Raw genomic sequence first — 14,974 nt, 5'->3', positions numbered from 1 at the left:
CCTGGGAAGTAAAGCTGGCCCCGTTGATTGCCCCGTTGATTGGGAAGTAAGCCTGGCCCCGTTGTTGCAAAGTAGCCATGGTCGGCATCAGATCGCCGAGACGAGTGTCAGGCGCAGATTTCATTCAGGAGTATGGGTATGCGAAACGTGGATGCGGCCATGCGAAAGCTCGTCACATGCGGCCTTGTGGGCGCGGCCATGTGGATTGCCGTGGCGGCGGAAGCTCAGACCGCCCCGGGAGATGTCAGCGATCTGGTGGGGGCCCGGGCTGCCGGCGGGGAAACGCAGCTCACGGCGCGTGGGTATGTAAACGTGGGTGGTAGTGAGGGGGATGGTCGCAAGTGGACGTACTGGTGGAACGAGCGGCACGGCACCTGTTTGTCCGTCACCACCAAGGACGGGCGCTACGCATCCATCCTCGCAACGCCGCCCACGGATTGCCAAAATGGCCCGCGATCACAAAGTGACGGTCCGGCCGATGCCGGGGGCCATGCCGACCACTTGTCATTGATTTGCTATGGCAAGGGGCAACACCAAACCAGCCAGTCAAAATCCGGCTACGAGTGGGACGACGATAAGCACAAGTACGTGCCTCGCAGTGGCATGGAGGTCACCCAGCAGGAGTTCGATACGTCGATGGCGGTAGCGATCGACGGGGATCAGGGGCGAGTTCGGCTCGCCAAGGACATGGTGCCGGCGATCCATGCCGGTGACGATGCCGGCTGGTTCACCCTGACCAACCTCTCGGTCTCCGGCGACTTCATCCGCGGCGAATTCAGGATCAACGGATTGAACCACCCAAAGCTGACGATCGATCGCCGGGCCGGGCACATTGCCCTGGAGGGTTTGACGAAGTTCAGTGGCACATGCAATCGGACCGACAGCGATCGTAAATTCTAGGCATCGAACGTACGACGCCGTCGGAGAGGCAAATGCGTGGAACCGTCGCGATCTTCGGTGCAACGCTCATTGCGCCGCTCGTGCCAACCTGTACCTGCGCACACTAAGTTCCACGGGGTTTTTGGGGCCGCTACCGCAGTCGCTTTCTGGTCGATTTGGCGGGCGGTAGTCAGAACTGGCAAGCCTTAGAGGCGTGCGTTCGCGGCGGTGCACGCTGGGCCGACTCAAGCCAAAGCGGTCCTGTCAGTAAGCAGTTCTCCATCAGGGTCTTGCACGGGAGAGGGGCGATGTCGATCGATATCATAGTTTTCCTGGCGCTGGATCGCGCCCCAAATTTCGACGCCTGGCAACTTGCCCTGGGGGCAAGGCACCCTGAGATGCATTTTGCCGTTCCCGCGAACCTGGCCAGGGATTCTGGCTTTCTTCCCATGATCGTGAATGGCCAGACGTCCGGTTTCTACCTCTTCAGAAATGACCCGAAGGAGGTCGCCGCAGACTATCCCGCGGCAGCCATCGCTGGAGGGAATTTCGGCGTTGCCTATCAGCTGTCATTCGGTGCCCATGCCAACGAATGCGTCGCGGCCAGTCTCTCTGCTGAGGTGCTCGTGACGAACTTTGGCGGCGTTGCGTTTGACCCTCAGGGTGGCAAGGTCATGTCGATCAAAGAGCTGCAAGACTTTGCGGCATTCTGTCGGAATTCGCTGGACCCTTAGCATCAGATCCATCCAGGATGCGCAGGCGACTCCAGTCGGGCTTTGGAGTCGGCTGGCCATAACCATTCCATACACGTTTCGATGGCAGCGGTGATCCATGAAGAAGGCGGATAAGCCGGTCGACCAGCTTGCGATGGTTTCTTCGGAGTTGAGGTCCGGAGAGTGGCTTGCCCATGCCCAGCGTCGATCGTCTCGACGAAAGAGCGCCTGGAATCTTCTTCTTCTTCCGCTCTTTGCCATCCCCTTGTGTGTCACGCTCATGAGCGTATGGCTAAAGCTCGCCGCGATGGCCTTTGACGCGTTTCATCCGTTGCATGTTTCAACGTTCAGTCATCTGCGCGGACCCCTGATGGCGCTCGTTGTCTTTCCCATCTTCGTGAGTTCACTTCTGTGCTCGATGATTGGAGCCAACTTTCTCGCCTATCGCATCCCGGCTGCGCGTCGTGCCATGGACCAGGAGGACAGCACATGTCCCGGGGTGGCTTATGCTTCGTCGCAGCGCGCACTCATCAAAGTCGTCACTTATGTTTTCAGCGTGGGCCTCGTGTTAGTACTCCTGACGTTATGGTTGGCCTAGCCAGGGGTGGATGCATGGGCCACCACATGAGTCGCGGCCGCCGTCCCAGGCAGCAACAGCAGGTTGCAGAGTGGCATTTCAACGACTCGCGCGCGCGCGAGTGGCTTGTTCAATGCGGCTCATCTCAAGGGCGATGCGGAGTCGTTTGGGGCCCCTGCCGGAGCCGTCCATGCTGTCTTCGATCTGCCCCGCACGGTCGCCTTGACTTACATCGGCGGCATTCCTGCAGGCGTGCCATCTGACCACGTGGCGACTCCGACCAGGAAGACGGACAGTGGCGGAAACGCAGCCGCGTCAGCCTGATGTTCGGGCGAAAAATACCAATAATTGCCGCCGAAGATGGGCGAGCCCGTCGCGTTGGCGCCCCAGTTGGCGCCATCCTTGAACGGCACGTAGAACATCACGTGCGCCATGTCGTGCTCGCCGTCCGCCGTCAGATACGCGGACTTGGACATCATGTAGCACATCGCGCCCGGCTGCAGCGGCGGAATGTCCTTGCTGCGCATGGCTGCCTGGATGCGATGGGCGATGTCCGTGTCTGATTTGCCGGCCAGCGTCATTGCCGTGCGAAGCTTGGCGATTTCGGTGACCGTGCGCGCGGCCTGCGGGTTGTCACATCCGGCGGCGCGTATCTTCGGGTTCCATCGCTCCGGCCAGTCGGGCGCGCCGCTGAAGCCCCGCGCCACCCAGCAGACAAAGCCGTTGGTGCCCGTTGCGGCGGTTTCATAGCCGGTGCGCGTCAGCACGAGGATGGTCGCATCGTTTGAAATGGACGCTGGCGCGGCACTTCTTGCCAGGGAGATCTCCTGGGTGCGGTCCATGAGGTAGGCGTCGACCGGAGCCATGCGGGGATAGGTTTCCGCCGCGTTCGCCGCCGCGGCGATGACGGCAAACAAAGCGAGTACGACACGCGCTGGTCGCTTGCCCGTGGATGTCCTGCCCCGCATTCCCCAGATCGTCGTGGGCATGGTTACGCCCTCCCGGTTGAGTCGTTCACGCGACCCCGGTCGGGGCGCATGCTGGACGCGCCTCACGGGCGCTTATTCAAATGACGAACGAGACTCACCGAAATCGACATCCACGGCAGAGGCAGGGGTCCCTGACGGGTGTCGGCGAGCGGTATGGCCCACGCAGCGCAGCTGGAGTAGCTTTGAGCCCCGACTCAGCGCCCTGTTGAACACGGGGTGTTGCGTACCGGGACTGAAGCCCGGACCCCAGCACGTTCCGGACAACCTTCATGGCATCCGATCGAGGCATCGACATGGGCGACATGCATCAAGATGTGTCTGCACTGAAGCAAAGGCTGGAAAGCCTGGCCGGCGCCAACGCGGTTGAGACGGTATTGGTAAACGGGTTCGCGAAGTTGGCAAGTCAACTGGAGCCGCTGGCTGAATTGGCGCCGCCGCGGACCGCATGGAAAGCGTCGGAAAAACGATGGCTTTCCGATCTTGCCAGCCATCTTGTCCTGCTGCGGTCGCATCTGGAACGAGCCGACACGAGCCATGCTGCCGAGGTCGCAGAAGCGCTCCATCTGGTGGCTCATATCCAGATGAGGATTGACGCGGTCCGGGGTCCATAGCGGAGCAGCGTTTCGCCTCCATGGTTCATGCAGGTACCTCAGAAGAGATACGCTTCACCGTTGAGCCGGTCGCGATGTTGGGTCCGTCCGACACCCCGCCGAGACGAATCAATCGAAGTTGGGCCAATGGATCGATGGAGGGGTGATGCGCCCATGGAAACGATATGCCGGATTCAGCCTTTGGCTGGCCCTGGCCACCCTGTCGTCGGCGGGCCACGCCACGTGCTGGGAATCCGGTGAGGGGGCGACGGCGGTCTATCGCGACCCAACGGTTGCGACTGAATTCAAAGACGCGCCCTATGTGTTGACCGGGCGGGTCCTGAGTGCACGCCATATCGCCACGCCGGACGATCCGGAAGGCGTCGAGTGGACCGTCTATACCATCCGGGTCCTTGAGACGTTCAAAGGGAAAGCGCAACCAACGATCCGCCTGGTGTCAGAAAATACGTCCGCCCGGTTCGATATGGACATCGGAGCAAGCTATCTCCTGTTTGTCCGCCATGTCGACACGCGCGAAATGGCCGGGAAGGAGCGCCTTCCGGCTGATTTCGTCGACAACTGCGGTAACTCGGCGTTGGTCAAAGATGCCGGGCAGGCCATCAGGACCGTAAGGCGTCTGTCGACGGGACCGTAAGGAGGTCAGGACCGTAAGGGGGTCAGGTGTAGTTCGCCGGCGATACTGCGTCGAGGCGATCTTCGGCCGCCGAACTGCTGGCGCATCCAGTCCCGGGAAGTAAAGCTGGCCCCGTTGTTGGGGAAGTAAGCCTGGCCCCGTTGTTGCCCCGTTGTTGAGGCTCGTCATCATGAGACTCGGCGTCGAGGCCATGCTGGGCCGCGGCTCCCGCGATTGCCGGCACCGCGATGGCCTGCATCATCCGGAGGTTGGCTCTGGATGCTTGGCCAGGTACGCACGCAATTCCTTCGCTGATCCTGCCCAGCGAGGCTCGTCGCCAAAACGGTTAAGGACGTAGTGAATTGCTTCATAACGTTCAGGTGAGTTCGCGTTCATCAGATAGCAGGCCCGCACGATGTAACCGGCTGGATGGTCGGGGTGAAGCTCGATTAGGCGACGTGCTACTTCAGCTGCTTTCTCAGGTTGATGGGCTTGGTGGTTATAGAGATCGCCAAGAAATCCCAGGGCCAGCACGTCGTAGGGATCGCGTGCAACGATGGCAAGGAACGTTTCCTCCGCTTCCTTGATGTGACCGGTCTGGCGGTAGATTACCGCCAACTGTCGAGCGACCTGATTATCGGCAGGAAAGCGCCTTGCCATGGTAAGCATCACATCAAGCGCGCCTTTTGAATCACCCGCATCGATCATTACCTCCGATCGCCAGCGTAAGATCTCTTCATTGCGCGGGTCGAAGCGCAGGGCTTCGGTGTACAACATGATCGCAAGATGGCGGTTGGAGTCGTAAATGACGCTTGCGAGCTTGGTCAGCTGAACCGGCGCCAGGTCAGCGTCCGATGCTTCGAGTACGAGCTGCAGGGTATAGGCGTCTGGATAGTTGCAGTCACAGAACGCTTTGTAGACAAGCGGCAACTGGGTCACCATTCGCAATAGTGGATTACGCGACACCAGCGCCGCGCTTTCGTCGCGTTGATTCTCCACACCACCGAATGCGCTGCCCCACATCGGTTGCGACTGGTTCATCAGTTGCGAGCGAATGACAAGATTTGAAGGGTCGACATCCAGGGCCAGGTTCGCGTTGTGTTCCATCGCGTCGCCATCGCCGTCCATGGCGGATGCATAAATCAGCGGTGGATAGGCCGAAGTAACCCGTGGATCTATTTCAACGGCGCGATGCAGATCGGTATTTGCAAGCCGAATCTGTTCACGCATGCGGTTCCACTGGCCTTCCGTCACGCGCGAACCAGATGCGCCACCGCGCGCTTCATGGGCTGCGTCAACGTATTGGAGTCCGCTGGCGGTCAGTGCGAACGCGCTGGCAGGTGCCTGTCGTTTCCATTCGTCTATGATCTTGCGGGTGCGTGCGTCAGCCTTGCCAAGACGTGCATTTTGAAACGCTATATCGATCAACCCTTTTGGCCCTTCCTCGCTTTCCTGGGCCGTGAGATAGCTGGCAAAGGCGCGATCGATTGCGTCGGCCTTCTTGTCTCGCAGTAATGCTTCGATATCGGCAAGCTCAAGCGTCTTGAATGTGCGCATTCTGCAATGGGCGACTGTCGTCTCCCGGTTCCAGTGCGCGTGGGGGAGATCCGGCGATTCCAGGCACCGCTGCAACGGATCCTCTATGGCATCGGCCTTCATGGCATTCGCCATGAAGACCGTGTAGTCATTCTGAGTCACCGACGCCACATTGGCGGCGCGGGACTGCATGATCAGTCGAGCCCCCACTGAAATGACAAGCCCCACGAGAATGGTAGTCAGCCAGATGGTGCGTGCAGGTAGGCCGGGCCGCGTCATTTCGCTGGTGTCACCAAGGCATGGTGATTCCGCAGGCAGCATGTCGAACCTGACTCGATCGCTTGCCGATTCGATTGAATCATCTTCATTTGCAACGTCGTGATTCGTGTCACCCCGTGCGCGGCGGCGGGCCAGAGTAAGCGCAGCCCAGATCATCAAGCTCAACGCGGCAAGCGAGCCGGCGTTGAGCTGCCAGCTTCTTGACCTGAAGCTCATGACGAGGGCAGCGATCAAGATGAGCCCATACGCACAGACAATGATCTTCATTGCCGTGGGGCCAATGAGTCCCTTGGGTCGGTCACGGCCGAACAGCAGATCCGCCCCCTTAACGAAGGTCCAAAGTGCACCTGCCTCAATAACGAAGCCGGTGATCAGCCAGGAAAGTTCGAATCCGTTGGGCGGGCCAAGAAACATCGCGATACCGCACACCATCGTCAGTACGCTGTACGCGGCGATGAAAAGGCCACCCAAAATCTGCGTCGGACGATTGAGTGACATGTGGAATCCATTCCCCCGTTAAGCGTTGACTTGAACAGCACGCGTGCCCCAGTCGCCGCATCGGCGAACGACGAAGTTCGGCTGCCCGCGAGCGATGCGGCAGGTACTAGCGAAGTGAGTGGTTGTCCCCTGCCATTTGCCCCCCTCCCGAGGGTGCCCATGGCTTGCTCAAGCGTAGCGCAGCCGGAAGACGAGCGGCATCCCTTGCCGACCTCGGGGCTTCATATCGTTACCACAATCTTTCCAAACTGCTCATTGGACTCCAGGAATCGATGTGCCTCGACGATCTGATCGAATGGAAAGCTTCTGGCGATGATCGGTAGAAGTGTTCCGGATGTGAGCCCCTCGAGAATGAAGGTCCTGGCCTCTTCCAGCCGCACCGGATCGACGAGGATTTCATGAACAAGGTATCCGCGTAGCGTGAGTGTCTTTGCGAGCACGCTGGATAATGGAAAGGGCGTCGCCTCGGGGCTCAGTCCACCGTATTCGATCAGAATGCCGCCGCGGGCCATGGCTGCCGTCAGCGTCTGGAAAATAGGCCCGCCGATGGGATCCAGGACAACGCGCACACCTCGATGCGATGTGATCTCCCTGAGTCGGTCGGCCAGATCCTCTTCGGCGAGGGCTATGACATGTGAGGCACCAGCAGCCAACAGGGCCTCTCTTTTAGCCGACGTTCTTGTGACGGCAATCGGCGTTGCGCCTATCTTGTTGGCTATCTGAATGGCGGCAAGGCCCACGCTGCTGGAGGCTGCCGTGATGACGACGAAGTCGTTCCTCTCCAGTCTGGCGATGTCTATCAGGGCGCCGTAAGCGGTGAGGTAGGCCATCCACACGCCCGCAGCCGCTTCCCAGCTCAGAGACGTCGGATGTGCGACGACAAGTTCCGCAGGGAAGTTGATGAGTTCTCCGTAAGCGGGCCATCGGACCATTGAGACCGGCGGGATCAAGCTCACGGCGTCCCCTGGAGAGAACCCACTCACGTCGTCGCCAACGGCCTCCACCCGGCCAGACGCTTCCAGTCCAAGTCCCGAGGGCAGGGGCGGATTCTCGATATACGCACCCGCGCGCAGCAGGGCCTCGGCCCGATTCAACCCCAGTGCTTTGACGCGAATCTGTACCTCCCCGCGCGACGGTGGCGGGACATCCACATGCTCGATGCGCAGCATCTCGGGGCCACCGTGTTCGTAAAAGCGGACTACGCGTGCCATATCGCCTCACTCGAAAGCCGTTGAATTGAATACACTGTAGAAATCCGCTGGGCGCGGATAAATGGCGAAAAGCGGAACCCATTAGAAATTGGGAGTTTCTAATATGGATCGTCTTACCAGCATGGCGGTTTTCGTCAGGGCCGTTGAACTGGGCTCTTTTGCCGCCGCCGCGGACGCGCTTGAGCTGTCCGGGCCGATGGTGGGCAAACACGTCCGATGTCTTGAGGAGCGCCTTGGCGTGCGTCTCCTTACCCGTACCACGCGCCGCCAGCACCTGACGGACATCGGACGTGCCTATTACGAACGTTGTCGGGTCGTTCTGGCCGAAGCGGAGGCGTCGGACGCGCTGGCGGCCGACAAGCTGGCCGAGCCGCGCGGGAAGCTGCGCGTCACCATGCCCGTCCACTTCGGTCGACACTGCGTGGTGCCGGTCTTGCTGAAACTTGCCCGGCAATGGCCTGCGCTTGAATTCGATCTGTCGCTCAGCGACCGTTTCGCGGATCTCGCGGAGGACGAATACGATCTGGCCATCCGGACGGGCGACCTCGAAAGCAAGACGGACCTTGTCGCGCGTCGGGTCGCGCGTCAGCGCATGGTGGTCTGCGCGTCACCCTCTTACTTGAGGAAGCACGGCAAGCCACGGCAGTACGAGGATCTGACCCAGCACAACGCCGTCGTCTACCGGCGATCGGGGCGCGTTCGTCCGTGGCTGTTTCCGCGTGACGGCCAGCTCCCACAGGAAGTGTTGCCTCGAACCCGCCTCCGGCTTGACGATCTCGATGCCATTGCCGATGCCACGGTTGCGGGCCTGGGACTGGCGTGGCTGCCGTCCTGGCTGGTGCGCGACCGCATTCAATCGGGCGCGCTTGTTCACGTGCTGCCGAAGCAGCCGGAGTTTCTTTACGACGTTCACGCGGTCTGGTTGCAGACACCCAACCTTGCACGGAAGATTCGAGTTGCTGTTGATGCTTTGGCTGAGGCGTTGCCGAGTTTGACTGGCTGAAAGAGATGGACCAGCTCGTTTGCATTCAGGATTTTGGTTTGTCACGTTGTCGTCAGGCAGCCGATACGATCCTCCGAATGGCAGGCTTGCCTACGGCGAGCTAGAGGCTGCACCTGGTGTACACGGACCCGAATCTTGGAGCTCCGTGTCGATCTCGAAGTGGTCGTTCGTCGCCTTTGTGAAGGGGGCCATTTCGGCCACCCATCATGCCAAGGAGCCAACCATGTCCTATGTCGATGGATTCGTGATCGCCGTACCCAACGCCAACCGCGAGAAGTTCATCGCCCACGCGCGCACCTTTGACGCCCTGTTCGTGGAGTTTGGCGCCATCCGGGTGGTGGAGTGCTGGGGCGACGATGTGCCGGACGGAAAGGTCACCGATTTTCGCCGCGCCGTGCAGGCGCAGCAGGATGAGTCGGTGGTGTTTTCCTGGGTGGAATGGCCGGACAAGGCCACGCGTGATGCCGGCATGGCCAAGTTCATGGCTGACCCGCGCATGGAGGCCGCCAGTGATTGTCCGTTCGATGGAAAGCGAATGATCTTTGGCGGATTCAACGCGGTGGTCAGTCTGCCGGGTTAGTCGTGCCCGGCAGGTTTTCCATGCAAGATCCGGGGCGGGGACAGGCATCCGGCCCGCACCCTTCGATCCCGCCAGCGCGAATGGCGGACGAGGGTGTCGGGACGGCATACTTTTCGCAACGAACGACCCGTGCCAGGTGCAAGCAACATGCAATTCAGTGATCTTGAGAAGTCAGCGCTGCAGCTAAACGATCTCTACGAAAAGCTTGAAGTCAAAAGGTGGGGGCGCGCGTGGAGCACGACGGAACTTGCGCTCGGATTTGTGGGCGACGTCGGCGATCTGGCAAAACTGGTCCAGGCACATGCAGGCATCCGTGACATCGATGACTGCCACGCCAAACTTGGCCATGAGCTGTCGGATTGTCTGTGGTCCATCATGGTGCTTGCGGGCAAATGCGGCATCGACCTGGAAGCGGAGTTCCTCAGGAATACCAGGGAGCTTTCGGAATATGTTTCCGGTGAGCTGGATGCTTGAGATCAGCTTGAACGGCGCCGAATGCCGTGCATCTTCGTGAGGCCGGCGCCTCCGTTCGAGCGCTCGGCAGGATGAGGATCCATATGAGCATCGAAAAGCAGATCGAAGCCTATTTCCTCACGCAGCCTGAGCCCAAGCGCTCGGACTTGAAAGAGCTGCACCGCATCATCCTGGATGTGATGCCCCAATGCCGGTTGTGGTTCCTGGATGGCAAAGACGAATCGGGGAAAATCGTTTCCAACCCCAACGTGGGGTACGGTACCCATAAAATGAGGCACGCCAGGGGAGGCGCAAGGGAGTTCTACCAGGTCGGTATCAGCGCCAATACCGCGGGAATCTCGGTTTACATCCTGGGCATCGAGGACAAGAACTACCTGGCGCAGGCGTTTGGCAAGGATTTGGGCAAAGCCAAGGTGACAGGCTATTGCATCAAGTTCAAAACGCTGGGCGATATAAGCGTCGAGACGCTGAAGCACGCCATACAGTGTGGCGTTGAGCAGACGTCAGGATAGCGTCGTCAGTCAACGGGGCGAGATCGTGCATGCCGCTCGCGCTTCAGGTCACTTCGTGAACTGAAGTCGCGTTTCTTCGAATCCCTGAAAGCGAAGGGACGCCTCGGCCCGCCGAGCCTGGAAGATCGGTGGTGCGGGCGTCGCTATAAAACATGGCGACGTGCGCGTTTGCACCGCTGATCTCCGGCGCCGCACCTAATCGAAAAGCTCGAATCCCAGGCCATCCAAAAGCCGAATTGCTTCGTGACGCGTAAATTTTGCCCCGTTGAGCTGATTGTCGCGAATATCGATGCTGTAATTCGTTGCCTCTCTGAAGTCGGCGCCGCTTAGCAGGGTGTTGCCAAACATGCTTTCAGCAAGGTCGGAATAGGTGAAGTTCGCGCGACTGAAATCACCGCCCCGAAAATCGACGGATCGTGCTTTGCACTCCTCCAGTACGAGCTCCGGTAGCTTCATGCCAAAGAACGAAGAATCGCTCAGCACTGACTTCTTGAATGCCATTTGCCCCGGGCCAGCAAATCTCGGCCACTCGGCTTTGTTCCAGTCAACGCCGATAATTTTGCATTCCTCAAAAAGAACCGTCAGAAACTTGCTTGACGTGACATCCAGATTGCTCAGGTCGCAGGACCGAAACGTGCAATCGATGAACTTGCATCGCTCGAAGCGCGCGCCATTGAACGAGCACTGAGTGAAATCACATTCCTCGAACACCTTGGCAGCGACATGGGCGCCCGAGTGCCTGAGTTCCCGAAAATGCTGCTGATAGAAATCGGTTGCATCTTCGCCAAGGATGTCAGTCATGGATGGTCAACTCATGCTGGGGCCAGGAAGGCCGCCGTCGAGTGGATAGCATAGCGGGGCGAGGCCTTCCTCATGATGGGACGCCGGATCGTCAATGGCTTGCATGGACATAAGTCGTTCGTTGTCGCGGTGACGAGGCCAGACCTATCCCATTTCCGAATCTTCCATGCGTACAATCATTCGAGTCGGGGCCGGGGACTTTCTGATTCAGGGCGCTCCATGCCCTGTTGGTGTCAACCTCGACGACGGTGCGGGAAGGCCAGCGTTGCGTCATGCCAAACATCAGGGGAACTGACATGGGATGGGCTTTCTGGGTTAGGCGATTCATGGGGGTGGGGCTCGGTACGCTGGTCATCCTGACGCTCGCGCAGTGCATCAAGGGGCACGACCTCGCTGAATCGCTGATGCACGGGGTGATCTGGGCGCCCATCACGGCGGCGGTCTTCGTGGGCGGGAGGATTTACCAGTCACGTCGAGGCATGCATTGCGCCATTTGCAGGGACACGCCTGAAACGCGGTAGGTCGACGTGCGCATGGCCATGTGTGGACCGGGCTCGGGTGCAGGAGATCCGGTCGCCGCCCCAATGTGTTCAGTTGTCCACCAGAGGCGCGGCCAGATGGGTTTTAGTCATGAAGTCCATCATCCGATCCCAATGACTGGTGGGTATGTTGATGATCTTTGGCCGTGGGTGCACAGGATGGCCTTGGGGTTAGAGCGATGAATCACAAAACATCGAAGTGGATCGTCCTGGCGCTGATAGGAGGGTGCTACCTGGCCTCGCTCGCATTACCTGCGTTCAGTTACATGTCCCACGTTCCACCCGATCACGTGGAGGGAAAAATCGAGATCGTGCCGGGCTGGTTCGCCGTGTGTTTCGGACCGATGGGATTGCTCTCCCTGAGCGCCACGGCGCTTCCCTTTTTCGCGAACTACACCTTCCTGGGCGGCGCTCAACTGTACGCACTTGAGCACTATCGGAAGGCTGCCGTGTTGGCCGTCCTGTCCGCTGGGCTGGGTGCCAGCTTTTTCTGGATGTCCGGATCGCATCCCATGCCCGTCCTTTTCTCTGGGCAAGATGATTACATGAACCATCCAGTACCCATGCTCGGCTTCTACGTCTGGATGGCCTCGTTTGCGCTTCTCCTTCTTGGCGCCTTCTTCGGCAAGCTGATGGCCAGGGCCCGAAACTGACTGGCCCATCGCTCCGGTTTCAAAGCTGGACTCAATGGCAATTAAAAAGGACTTCCTCCATGCGCCAACTCATTCCCGCACTCGCAACGCTCGGCTTGCTCCTCGGCGCCAGTCCGGTCCTGGCACAGGGCAACCCAGGCCCGGTAGCAAGCGCGGTGCTTCCCGATGTGGCGTTGCCGCCCGAGCTTGATCGGGTACTGCGCGACTACGAGCGTGCATGGAATGCGGCCGACGCTTCGGCACTGGCGGCGCTGTTTGCCGACGATGGCATCGTGCTGCAGAGCCAGCACCTGCCGGCGCGCGGGCGCGCGGCCATCACGGCTGCCTATGCCCATCAGGGTGGTGGTGGGCTGCGTCTGCGCGCTTTCGCGTATGCAACCAGTGACACCGTGGGCTTTATTACCGGGGGCTATGGTTTCGGCGACAAGCCTGGGGATGCGGGCAAGTTCACCCTGACGCTGCGGCGGACATCGGGTGGGCGTTGGTTGATTTTCTCGGACATGGACAACCTGAACGCGTCGCCGCGGGTGCTCAATGCGGCGGGAGGGTCGTGATGTCCGGACGACGCGCCGTCAATATCAGGAACAGAAGTCAGTGCCAGTGATGGCACTTCCCAAGTCCGGCCACGCCAACGCGCACGTGTTGACGCATCTCTGTGAGGCCATCGAAGCCGTCCTGACGAGGAAGGTGTGTCTGACGTACGGCGTTCGTGACATCCTTCGGTGGCGGTGGTCGAGCCATGGCCTGGATCGCGAGTTGTTTGATCCCTTCGTGGCCATGGATTCGGAGACGGATGGGTTTCCACTTGGTACGGTGCGCGACCACTGGAGCGAGAGCGCGCTTTCAAAAGCAGATGCCGAGCGGCTTGCGCTTGAGGCGGAGAGGCAGCCGTGGATGGTGTGGCATGCGCAGGCGCTGCTCAGCGCGACGGTCGCTGCCTTGGCTGATGTGACGAACACTGACACGACATGCGAATGACGCACGACGACCAGGCCCAATGGGTGCATGGCCGCACGCCCGAGGCGGCGAAGATGGTGGCCAACGTCAGGCGCGCGGGCCGGCTCACGGCGGCGCTCAATCGCCTGACGTTCGATGACATGGGCGAGGTCCGCGCGCTTTTCAGTGAACTCATCGGACAGCCTCTGGATGAGAGCTTCATCCTGATCCCGCCGTTCTTCACCGCCGGTGGCGATGAAATCCGACTCGGGCGGAACGTTTTCATCAATCAGAATTGCACTTTCTACGATCTGGGCGGGTTGCACATCGGCGACGACGTGATGATCGGGCCGAATGTCACCCTGATGACGACGGGGCATCCGCTGGATCCATCGCAGCGCCGTTCGGTCACCACGGGCAGGCGCATCGTCATCGAACGCAACGTGTGGATTGCGGCCGGCGCAACGATCATCGGCGGCGTGACCGTGGGCGAGAACGCGGTGGTTGCGGCCGGATCGGTGGTGACGAAGGATGTTCCGCCCAACAGTCTTGTGGGCGGCAATCCGGCGAGGTTCATCCGTTCCGTCGTTGATGAGGCCAGCGCATCTTCCGGTTGATGTCCGGTCTACATCTTCAGTGACTTCCCCGCTTGCACCCCAGGACTGTCGAGCAGTGCATCGCGCAGCAAAGTCTCAAGCCTGAGCACCTGCGTCGATGCATCGCTCGCGGGACGTAGCAGCTGCAATCCCAGCGCCGACAGCTTCGGCAACCTTGCATCGCCGGGTGCCAGTGGCCTGACCGACGCAGGCAAGCCAAGCCCCGTACGCACGGTGACGCCCAGGCCCGCCGATACGGCCGCCCAGATTCCCGCGAGGCTTGCGCTCGTATAGGCCACGCGCCAACGGCGGCCCGCGCGGTCCAGTGCATTCGTCGCCGCGGTGCGCATCAGGCACGGCGCTTCCAACATCACGAGCGGCAAAGGTTCGTCCTCGCTCCACGCCATGGCCGTACTGGCGCTGCCGATCCATCGCATGGGTGTCCTTCCCAGCTTCTCCGCATGGGGGGTGGTCGCACCCGCGTCCCAGGCGAGCGCAAGGTCGAGCTGCCCGGTGGCGATCCGGTCCAGCAGCTCGCTGTTGCGGGCGATGCGCACTTCGATCAGGACGTTGGGGTGTGCGCGGGCGAACTGGCCAAGCAGGTGGGGCAACAGGCTCTCGCCAAAATCTTCCTGCAAGCCCAGCCGGATGGTGCCGGCGAGGGCGGCTCCGCGCAGTGCGGTGGCCGCTTCGTCGTTAAGGTCGAGCAGGCGTCGGCCGTAGGCAAGCAGGGTTTCGCCGGCGTCTGTGAGGGTAAGCCCTCGGCCCAGGCGGCGGACCAGGGGCTGGCCGGCCTGCTCTTCGAGGCGCTTGAGCTGGGCGCTCACCGCCGAGGTCGAGCGTGACAGGCGTTCGGAGGCCTTGGCGAAGCTACCGAGTTCGGCGCCCAGGACGAAACTGCGCAGGGCGTCCAGATCGAAGGTGGGTCGCAGCATGGTCAATCCCTCAAGACGGGATATATCGTCCATTAAATC

Annotated in this window: 18 protein-coding genes; 13 read left to right on the top strand and 5 right to left on the bottom strand. The window is 60.5% G+C overall.

Annotated features, from left to right (window positions below; all coding sequences use genetic code 11):
* The first annotated feature begins 159 nt into the window (after positions 1-159).
* The 3 genes from EYV96_RS10605 (at position 160) to EYV96_RS10595 (ending at position 2,190) form a co-directional block, all read left to right on the top strand.
* Positions 160-900 carry a hypothetical protein gene (locus EYV96_RS10605; protein ID WP_131151378.1) on the top strand — a complete coding sequence of 247 codons (741 nt, stop codon included), beginning with the start codon at positions 160-162 and terminating at the stop codon, positions 898-900.
* A gap of 287 nt (positions 901-1,187) precedes the next feature.
* Positions 1,188-1,613 carry a hypothetical protein gene (locus EYV96_RS10600; protein WP_131151377.1) on the top strand — a complete coding sequence of 142 codons (426 nt, stop codon included), beginning with the start codon at positions 1,188-1,190 and terminating at the stop codon, positions 1,611-1,613.
* Between the two features lie 97 nt (positions 1,614-1,710).
* Complete coding sequence (locus tag EYV96_RS10595) at positions 1,711-2,190, top strand: hypothetical protein (protein ID WP_131151376.1); 480 nt, start codon at positions 1,711-1,713, stop codon at positions 2,188-2,190.
* A 206-nt stretch (positions 2,191-2,396) separates the two neighbouring features.
* On the opposite strand, the gene EYV96_RS10590 is transcribed toward EYV96_RS10595, so the two are convergent.
* Positions 2,397-3,158, bottom strand: coding sequence for a hypothetical protein (locus EYV96_RS10590; protein ID WP_131151375.1), 762 nt, complete (start codon positions 3,156-3,158; stop codon positions 2,397-2,399).
* Positions 3,159-3,427: 269 nt separating this feature from the next.
* On the opposite strand from EYV96_RS10590, the gene EYV96_RS10585 reads away from it, so the two are divergent.
* Positions 3,428-3,769, top strand: a complete 342-nt coding sequence (locus EYV96_RS10585; protein WP_131151374.1) for a hypothetical protein — start codon at positions 3,428-3,430, stop codon at positions 3,767-3,769.
* A gap of 145 nt (positions 3,770-3,914) precedes the next feature.
* Positions 3,915-4,403: a hypothetical protein gene (locus tag EYV96_RS10580; RefSeq protein ID WP_131151373.1), complete on the top strand. Its 489-nt coding sequence runs from the start codon at positions 3,915-3,917 to the stop codon at positions 4,401-4,403.
* Between the two features lie 237 nt (positions 4,404-4,640).
* Here the strand turns inward: EYV96_RS10580 and EYV96_RS10575 are convergent, their stop codons facing one another.
* Both EYV96_RS10575 and EYV96_RS10570 read right to left on the bottom strand, forming a co-directional pair.
* The gene (locus EYV96_RS10575; protein WP_131151372.1) at positions 4,641-6,695 is read right to left on the bottom strand and encodes a tetratricopeptide repeat protein; all 2,055 of its coding nucleotides are present in this window, start codon (positions 6,693-6,695) and stop codon (positions 4,641-4,643) included.
* Positions 6,696-6,916: 221 nt separating this feature from the next.
* On the bottom strand, positions 6,917-7,906 hold the full coding sequence (locus EYV96_RS10570) for a zinc-dependent alcohol dehydrogenase family protein (RefSeq protein ID WP_131151371.1): 990 nt from the start codon (positions 7,904-7,906) through the stop codon (positions 6,917-6,919).
* A gap of 121 nt (positions 7,907-8,027) precedes the next feature.
* Between EYV96_RS10570 and EYV96_RS10565 the strand changes: the two genes are divergently transcribed.
* The 4 genes from EYV96_RS10565 to EYV96_RS10550 all read left to right on the top strand — a co-directional run bounded on the left by EYV96_RS10565 (position 8,028) and on the right by EYV96_RS10550 (position 10,475).
* Positions 8,028-8,909, top strand: a complete 882-nt coding sequence (locus tag EYV96_RS10565) for a LysR family transcriptional regulator (RefSeq protein WP_240732408.1) — start codon at positions 8,028-8,030, stop codon at positions 8,907-8,909.
* Between the two features lie 223 nt (positions 8,910-9,132).
* Positions 9,133-9,489, top strand: coding sequence for a DUF1428 domain-containing protein (locus EYV96_RS10560; protein WP_131151369.1), 357 nt, complete (start codon positions 9,133-9,135; stop codon positions 9,487-9,489).
* Positions 9,490-9,636: 147 nt separating this feature from the next.
* Positions 9,637-9,963, top strand: a complete 327-nt coding sequence (locus EYV96_RS10555; RefSeq protein ID WP_131151368.1) for a nucleoside triphosphate pyrophosphohydrolase family protein — start codon at positions 9,637-9,639, stop codon at positions 9,961-9,963.
* Between the two features lie 83 nt (positions 9,964-10,046).
* Positions 10,047-10,475: a DUF1801 domain-containing protein gene (locus EYV96_RS10550; protein ID WP_131151367.1), complete on the top strand. Its 429-nt coding sequence runs from the start codon at positions 10,047-10,049 to the stop codon at positions 10,473-10,475.
* Positions 10,476-10,670: 195 nt separating this feature from the next.
* Here EYV96_RS10550 and EYV96_RS10545 read toward each other — a convergent pair whose 3' ends face one another.
* Positions 10,671-11,276 carry a pentapeptide repeat-containing protein gene (locus tag EYV96_RS10545; RefSeq protein WP_131151366.1) on the bottom strand — a complete coding sequence of 202 codons (606 nt, stop codon included), beginning with the start codon at positions 11,274-11,276 and terminating at the stop codon, positions 10,671-10,673.
* Positions 11,277-11,994: 718 nt separating this feature from the next.
* Here EYV96_RS10545 and EYV96_RS10535 point away from each other — a divergent pair.
* Genes EYV96_RS10535 through EYV96_RS10520 form a run of 4 tightly spaced genes read left to right on the top strand, consistent with a single transcriptional unit; the run spans position 11,995 to position 14,021 of the window.
* Positions 11,995-12,468 (top strand): hypothetical protein, encoded by a 474-nt coding sequence (locus EYV96_RS10535; RefSeq protein ID WP_131151364.1) that lies wholly within the window; start codon positions 11,995-11,997, stop codon positions 12,466-12,468.
* 59 nt (positions 12,469-12,527) lie between these two features.
* On the top strand, positions 12,528-13,022 hold the full coding sequence (locus EYV96_RS10530) for a DUF4440 domain-containing protein (protein ID WP_131151363.1): 495 nt from the start codon (positions 12,528-12,530) through the stop codon (positions 13,020-13,022).
* A 49-nt stretch (positions 13,023-13,071) separates the two neighbouring features.
* A complete protein-coding gene (locus EYV96_RS10525) occupies positions 13,072-13,446 on the top strand; it encodes a hypothetical protein (RefSeq protein ID WP_131151362.1) in 375 nt (124 codons plus the stop codon).
* Positions 13,443-14,021 (top strand): sugar O-acetyltransferase, encoded by a 579-nt coding sequence (locus EYV96_RS10520; RefSeq protein ID WP_131151361.1) that lies wholly within the window; start codon positions 13,443-13,445, stop codon positions 14,019-14,021. Before EYV96_RS10525 ends, EYV96_RS10520 begins: the two co-directional genes overlap by 4 nt.
* A gap of 8 nt (positions 14,022-14,029) precedes the next feature.
* Here EYV96_RS10520 and EYV96_RS10515 read toward each other — a convergent pair whose 3' ends face one another.
* On the bottom strand, positions 14,030-14,935 hold the full coding sequence (locus tag EYV96_RS10515; protein ID WP_131151360.1) for a LysR substrate-binding domain-containing protein: 906 nt from the start codon (positions 14,933-14,935) through the stop codon (positions 14,030-14,032).
* Positions 14,936-14,974: the final 39 nt, after the last annotated feature.

The organism is Dyella terrae (assembly GCF_004322705.1).
Classification (GTDB): Bacteria; Pseudomonadota; Gammaproteobacteria; order Xanthomonadales; family Rhodanobacteraceae; genus Dyella_D; species Dyella_D terrae.
The sequence above is the reverse complement of the archived record's forward strand: the minus strand, read 5'-3'. Positions and strand labels throughout refer to the sequence as shown.

Bases quoted from the DNA above. Each gene is read 5' to 3' on its own strand.
- EYV96_RS10605 (WP_131151378.1), top strand. From the start codon at position 160: ATGCGAAAGCTCGTCACATGCGGCCTTGTGGGCGCGGCCATGTGGATT.
- EYV96_RS10600 (WP_131151377.1), top strand. From the start codon at position 1,188: ATGTCGATCGATATCATAGTTTTCCTGGCGCTGGATCGCGCCCCAAAT.
- EYV96_RS10595 (WP_131151376.1), top strand. From the start codon at position 1,711: ATGAAGAAGGCGGATAAGCCGGTCGACCAGCTTGCGATGGTTTCTTCG.
- EYV96_RS10590 (WP_131151375.1), bottom strand. From the start codon at position 3,158: ATGCCCACGACGATCTGGGGAATGCGGGGCAGGACATCCACGGGCAAG.
- EYV96_RS10585 (WP_131151374.1), top strand. From the start codon at position 3,428: ATGGCATCCGATCGAGGCATCGACATGGGCGACATGCATCAAGATGTG.
- EYV96_RS10580 (WP_131151373.1), top strand. From the start codon at position 3,915: ATGCGCCCATGGAAACGATATGCCGGATTCAGCCTTTGGCTGGCCCTG.
- EYV96_RS10575 (WP_131151372.1), bottom strand. From the start codon at position 6,695: ATGTCACTCAATCGTCCGACGCAGATTTTGGGTGGCCTTTTCATCGCC.
- EYV96_RS10570 (WP_131151371.1), bottom strand. From the start codon at position 7,906: ATGGCACGCGTAGTCCGCTTTTACGAACACGGTGGCCCCGAGATGCTG.
- EYV96_RS10565 (WP_240732408.1), top strand. From the start codon at position 8,028: ATGGCGGTTTTCGTCAGGGCCGTTGAACTGGGCTCTTTTGCCGCCGCC.
- EYV96_RS10560 (WP_131151369.1), top strand. From the start codon at position 9,133: ATGTCCTATGTCGATGGATTCGTGATCGCCGTACCCAACGCCAACCGC.
- EYV96_RS10555 (WP_131151368.1), top strand. From the start codon at position 9,637: ATGCAATTCAGTGATCTTGAGAAGTCAGCGCTGCAGCTAAACGATCTC.
- EYV96_RS10550 (WP_131151367.1), top strand. From the start codon at position 10,047: ATGAGCATCGAAAAGCAGATCGAAGCCTATTTCCTCACGCAGCCTGAG.
- EYV96_RS10545 (WP_131151366.1), bottom strand. From the start codon at position 11,276: ATGACTGACATCCTTGGCGAAGATGCAACCGATTTCTATCAGCAGCAT.
- EYV96_RS10535 (WP_131151364.1), top strand. From the start codon at position 11,995: ATGAATCACAAAACATCGAAGTGGATCGTCCTGGCGCTGATAGGAGGG.
- EYV96_RS10530 (WP_131151363.1), top strand. From the start codon at position 12,528: ATGCGCCAACTCATTCCCGCACTCGCAACGCTCGGCTTGCTCCTCGGC.
- EYV96_RS10525 (WP_131151362.1), top strand. From the start codon at position 13,072: ATGGCACTTCCCAAGTCCGGCCACGCCAACGCGCACGTGTTGACGCAT.
- EYV96_RS10520 (WP_131151361.1), top strand. From the start codon at position 13,443: ATGACGCACGACGACCAGGCCCAATGGGTGCATGGCCGCACGCCCGAG.
- EYV96_RS10515 (WP_131151360.1), bottom strand. From the start codon at position 14,935: ATGCTGCGACCCACCTTCGATCTGGACGCCCTGCGCAGTTTCGTCCTG.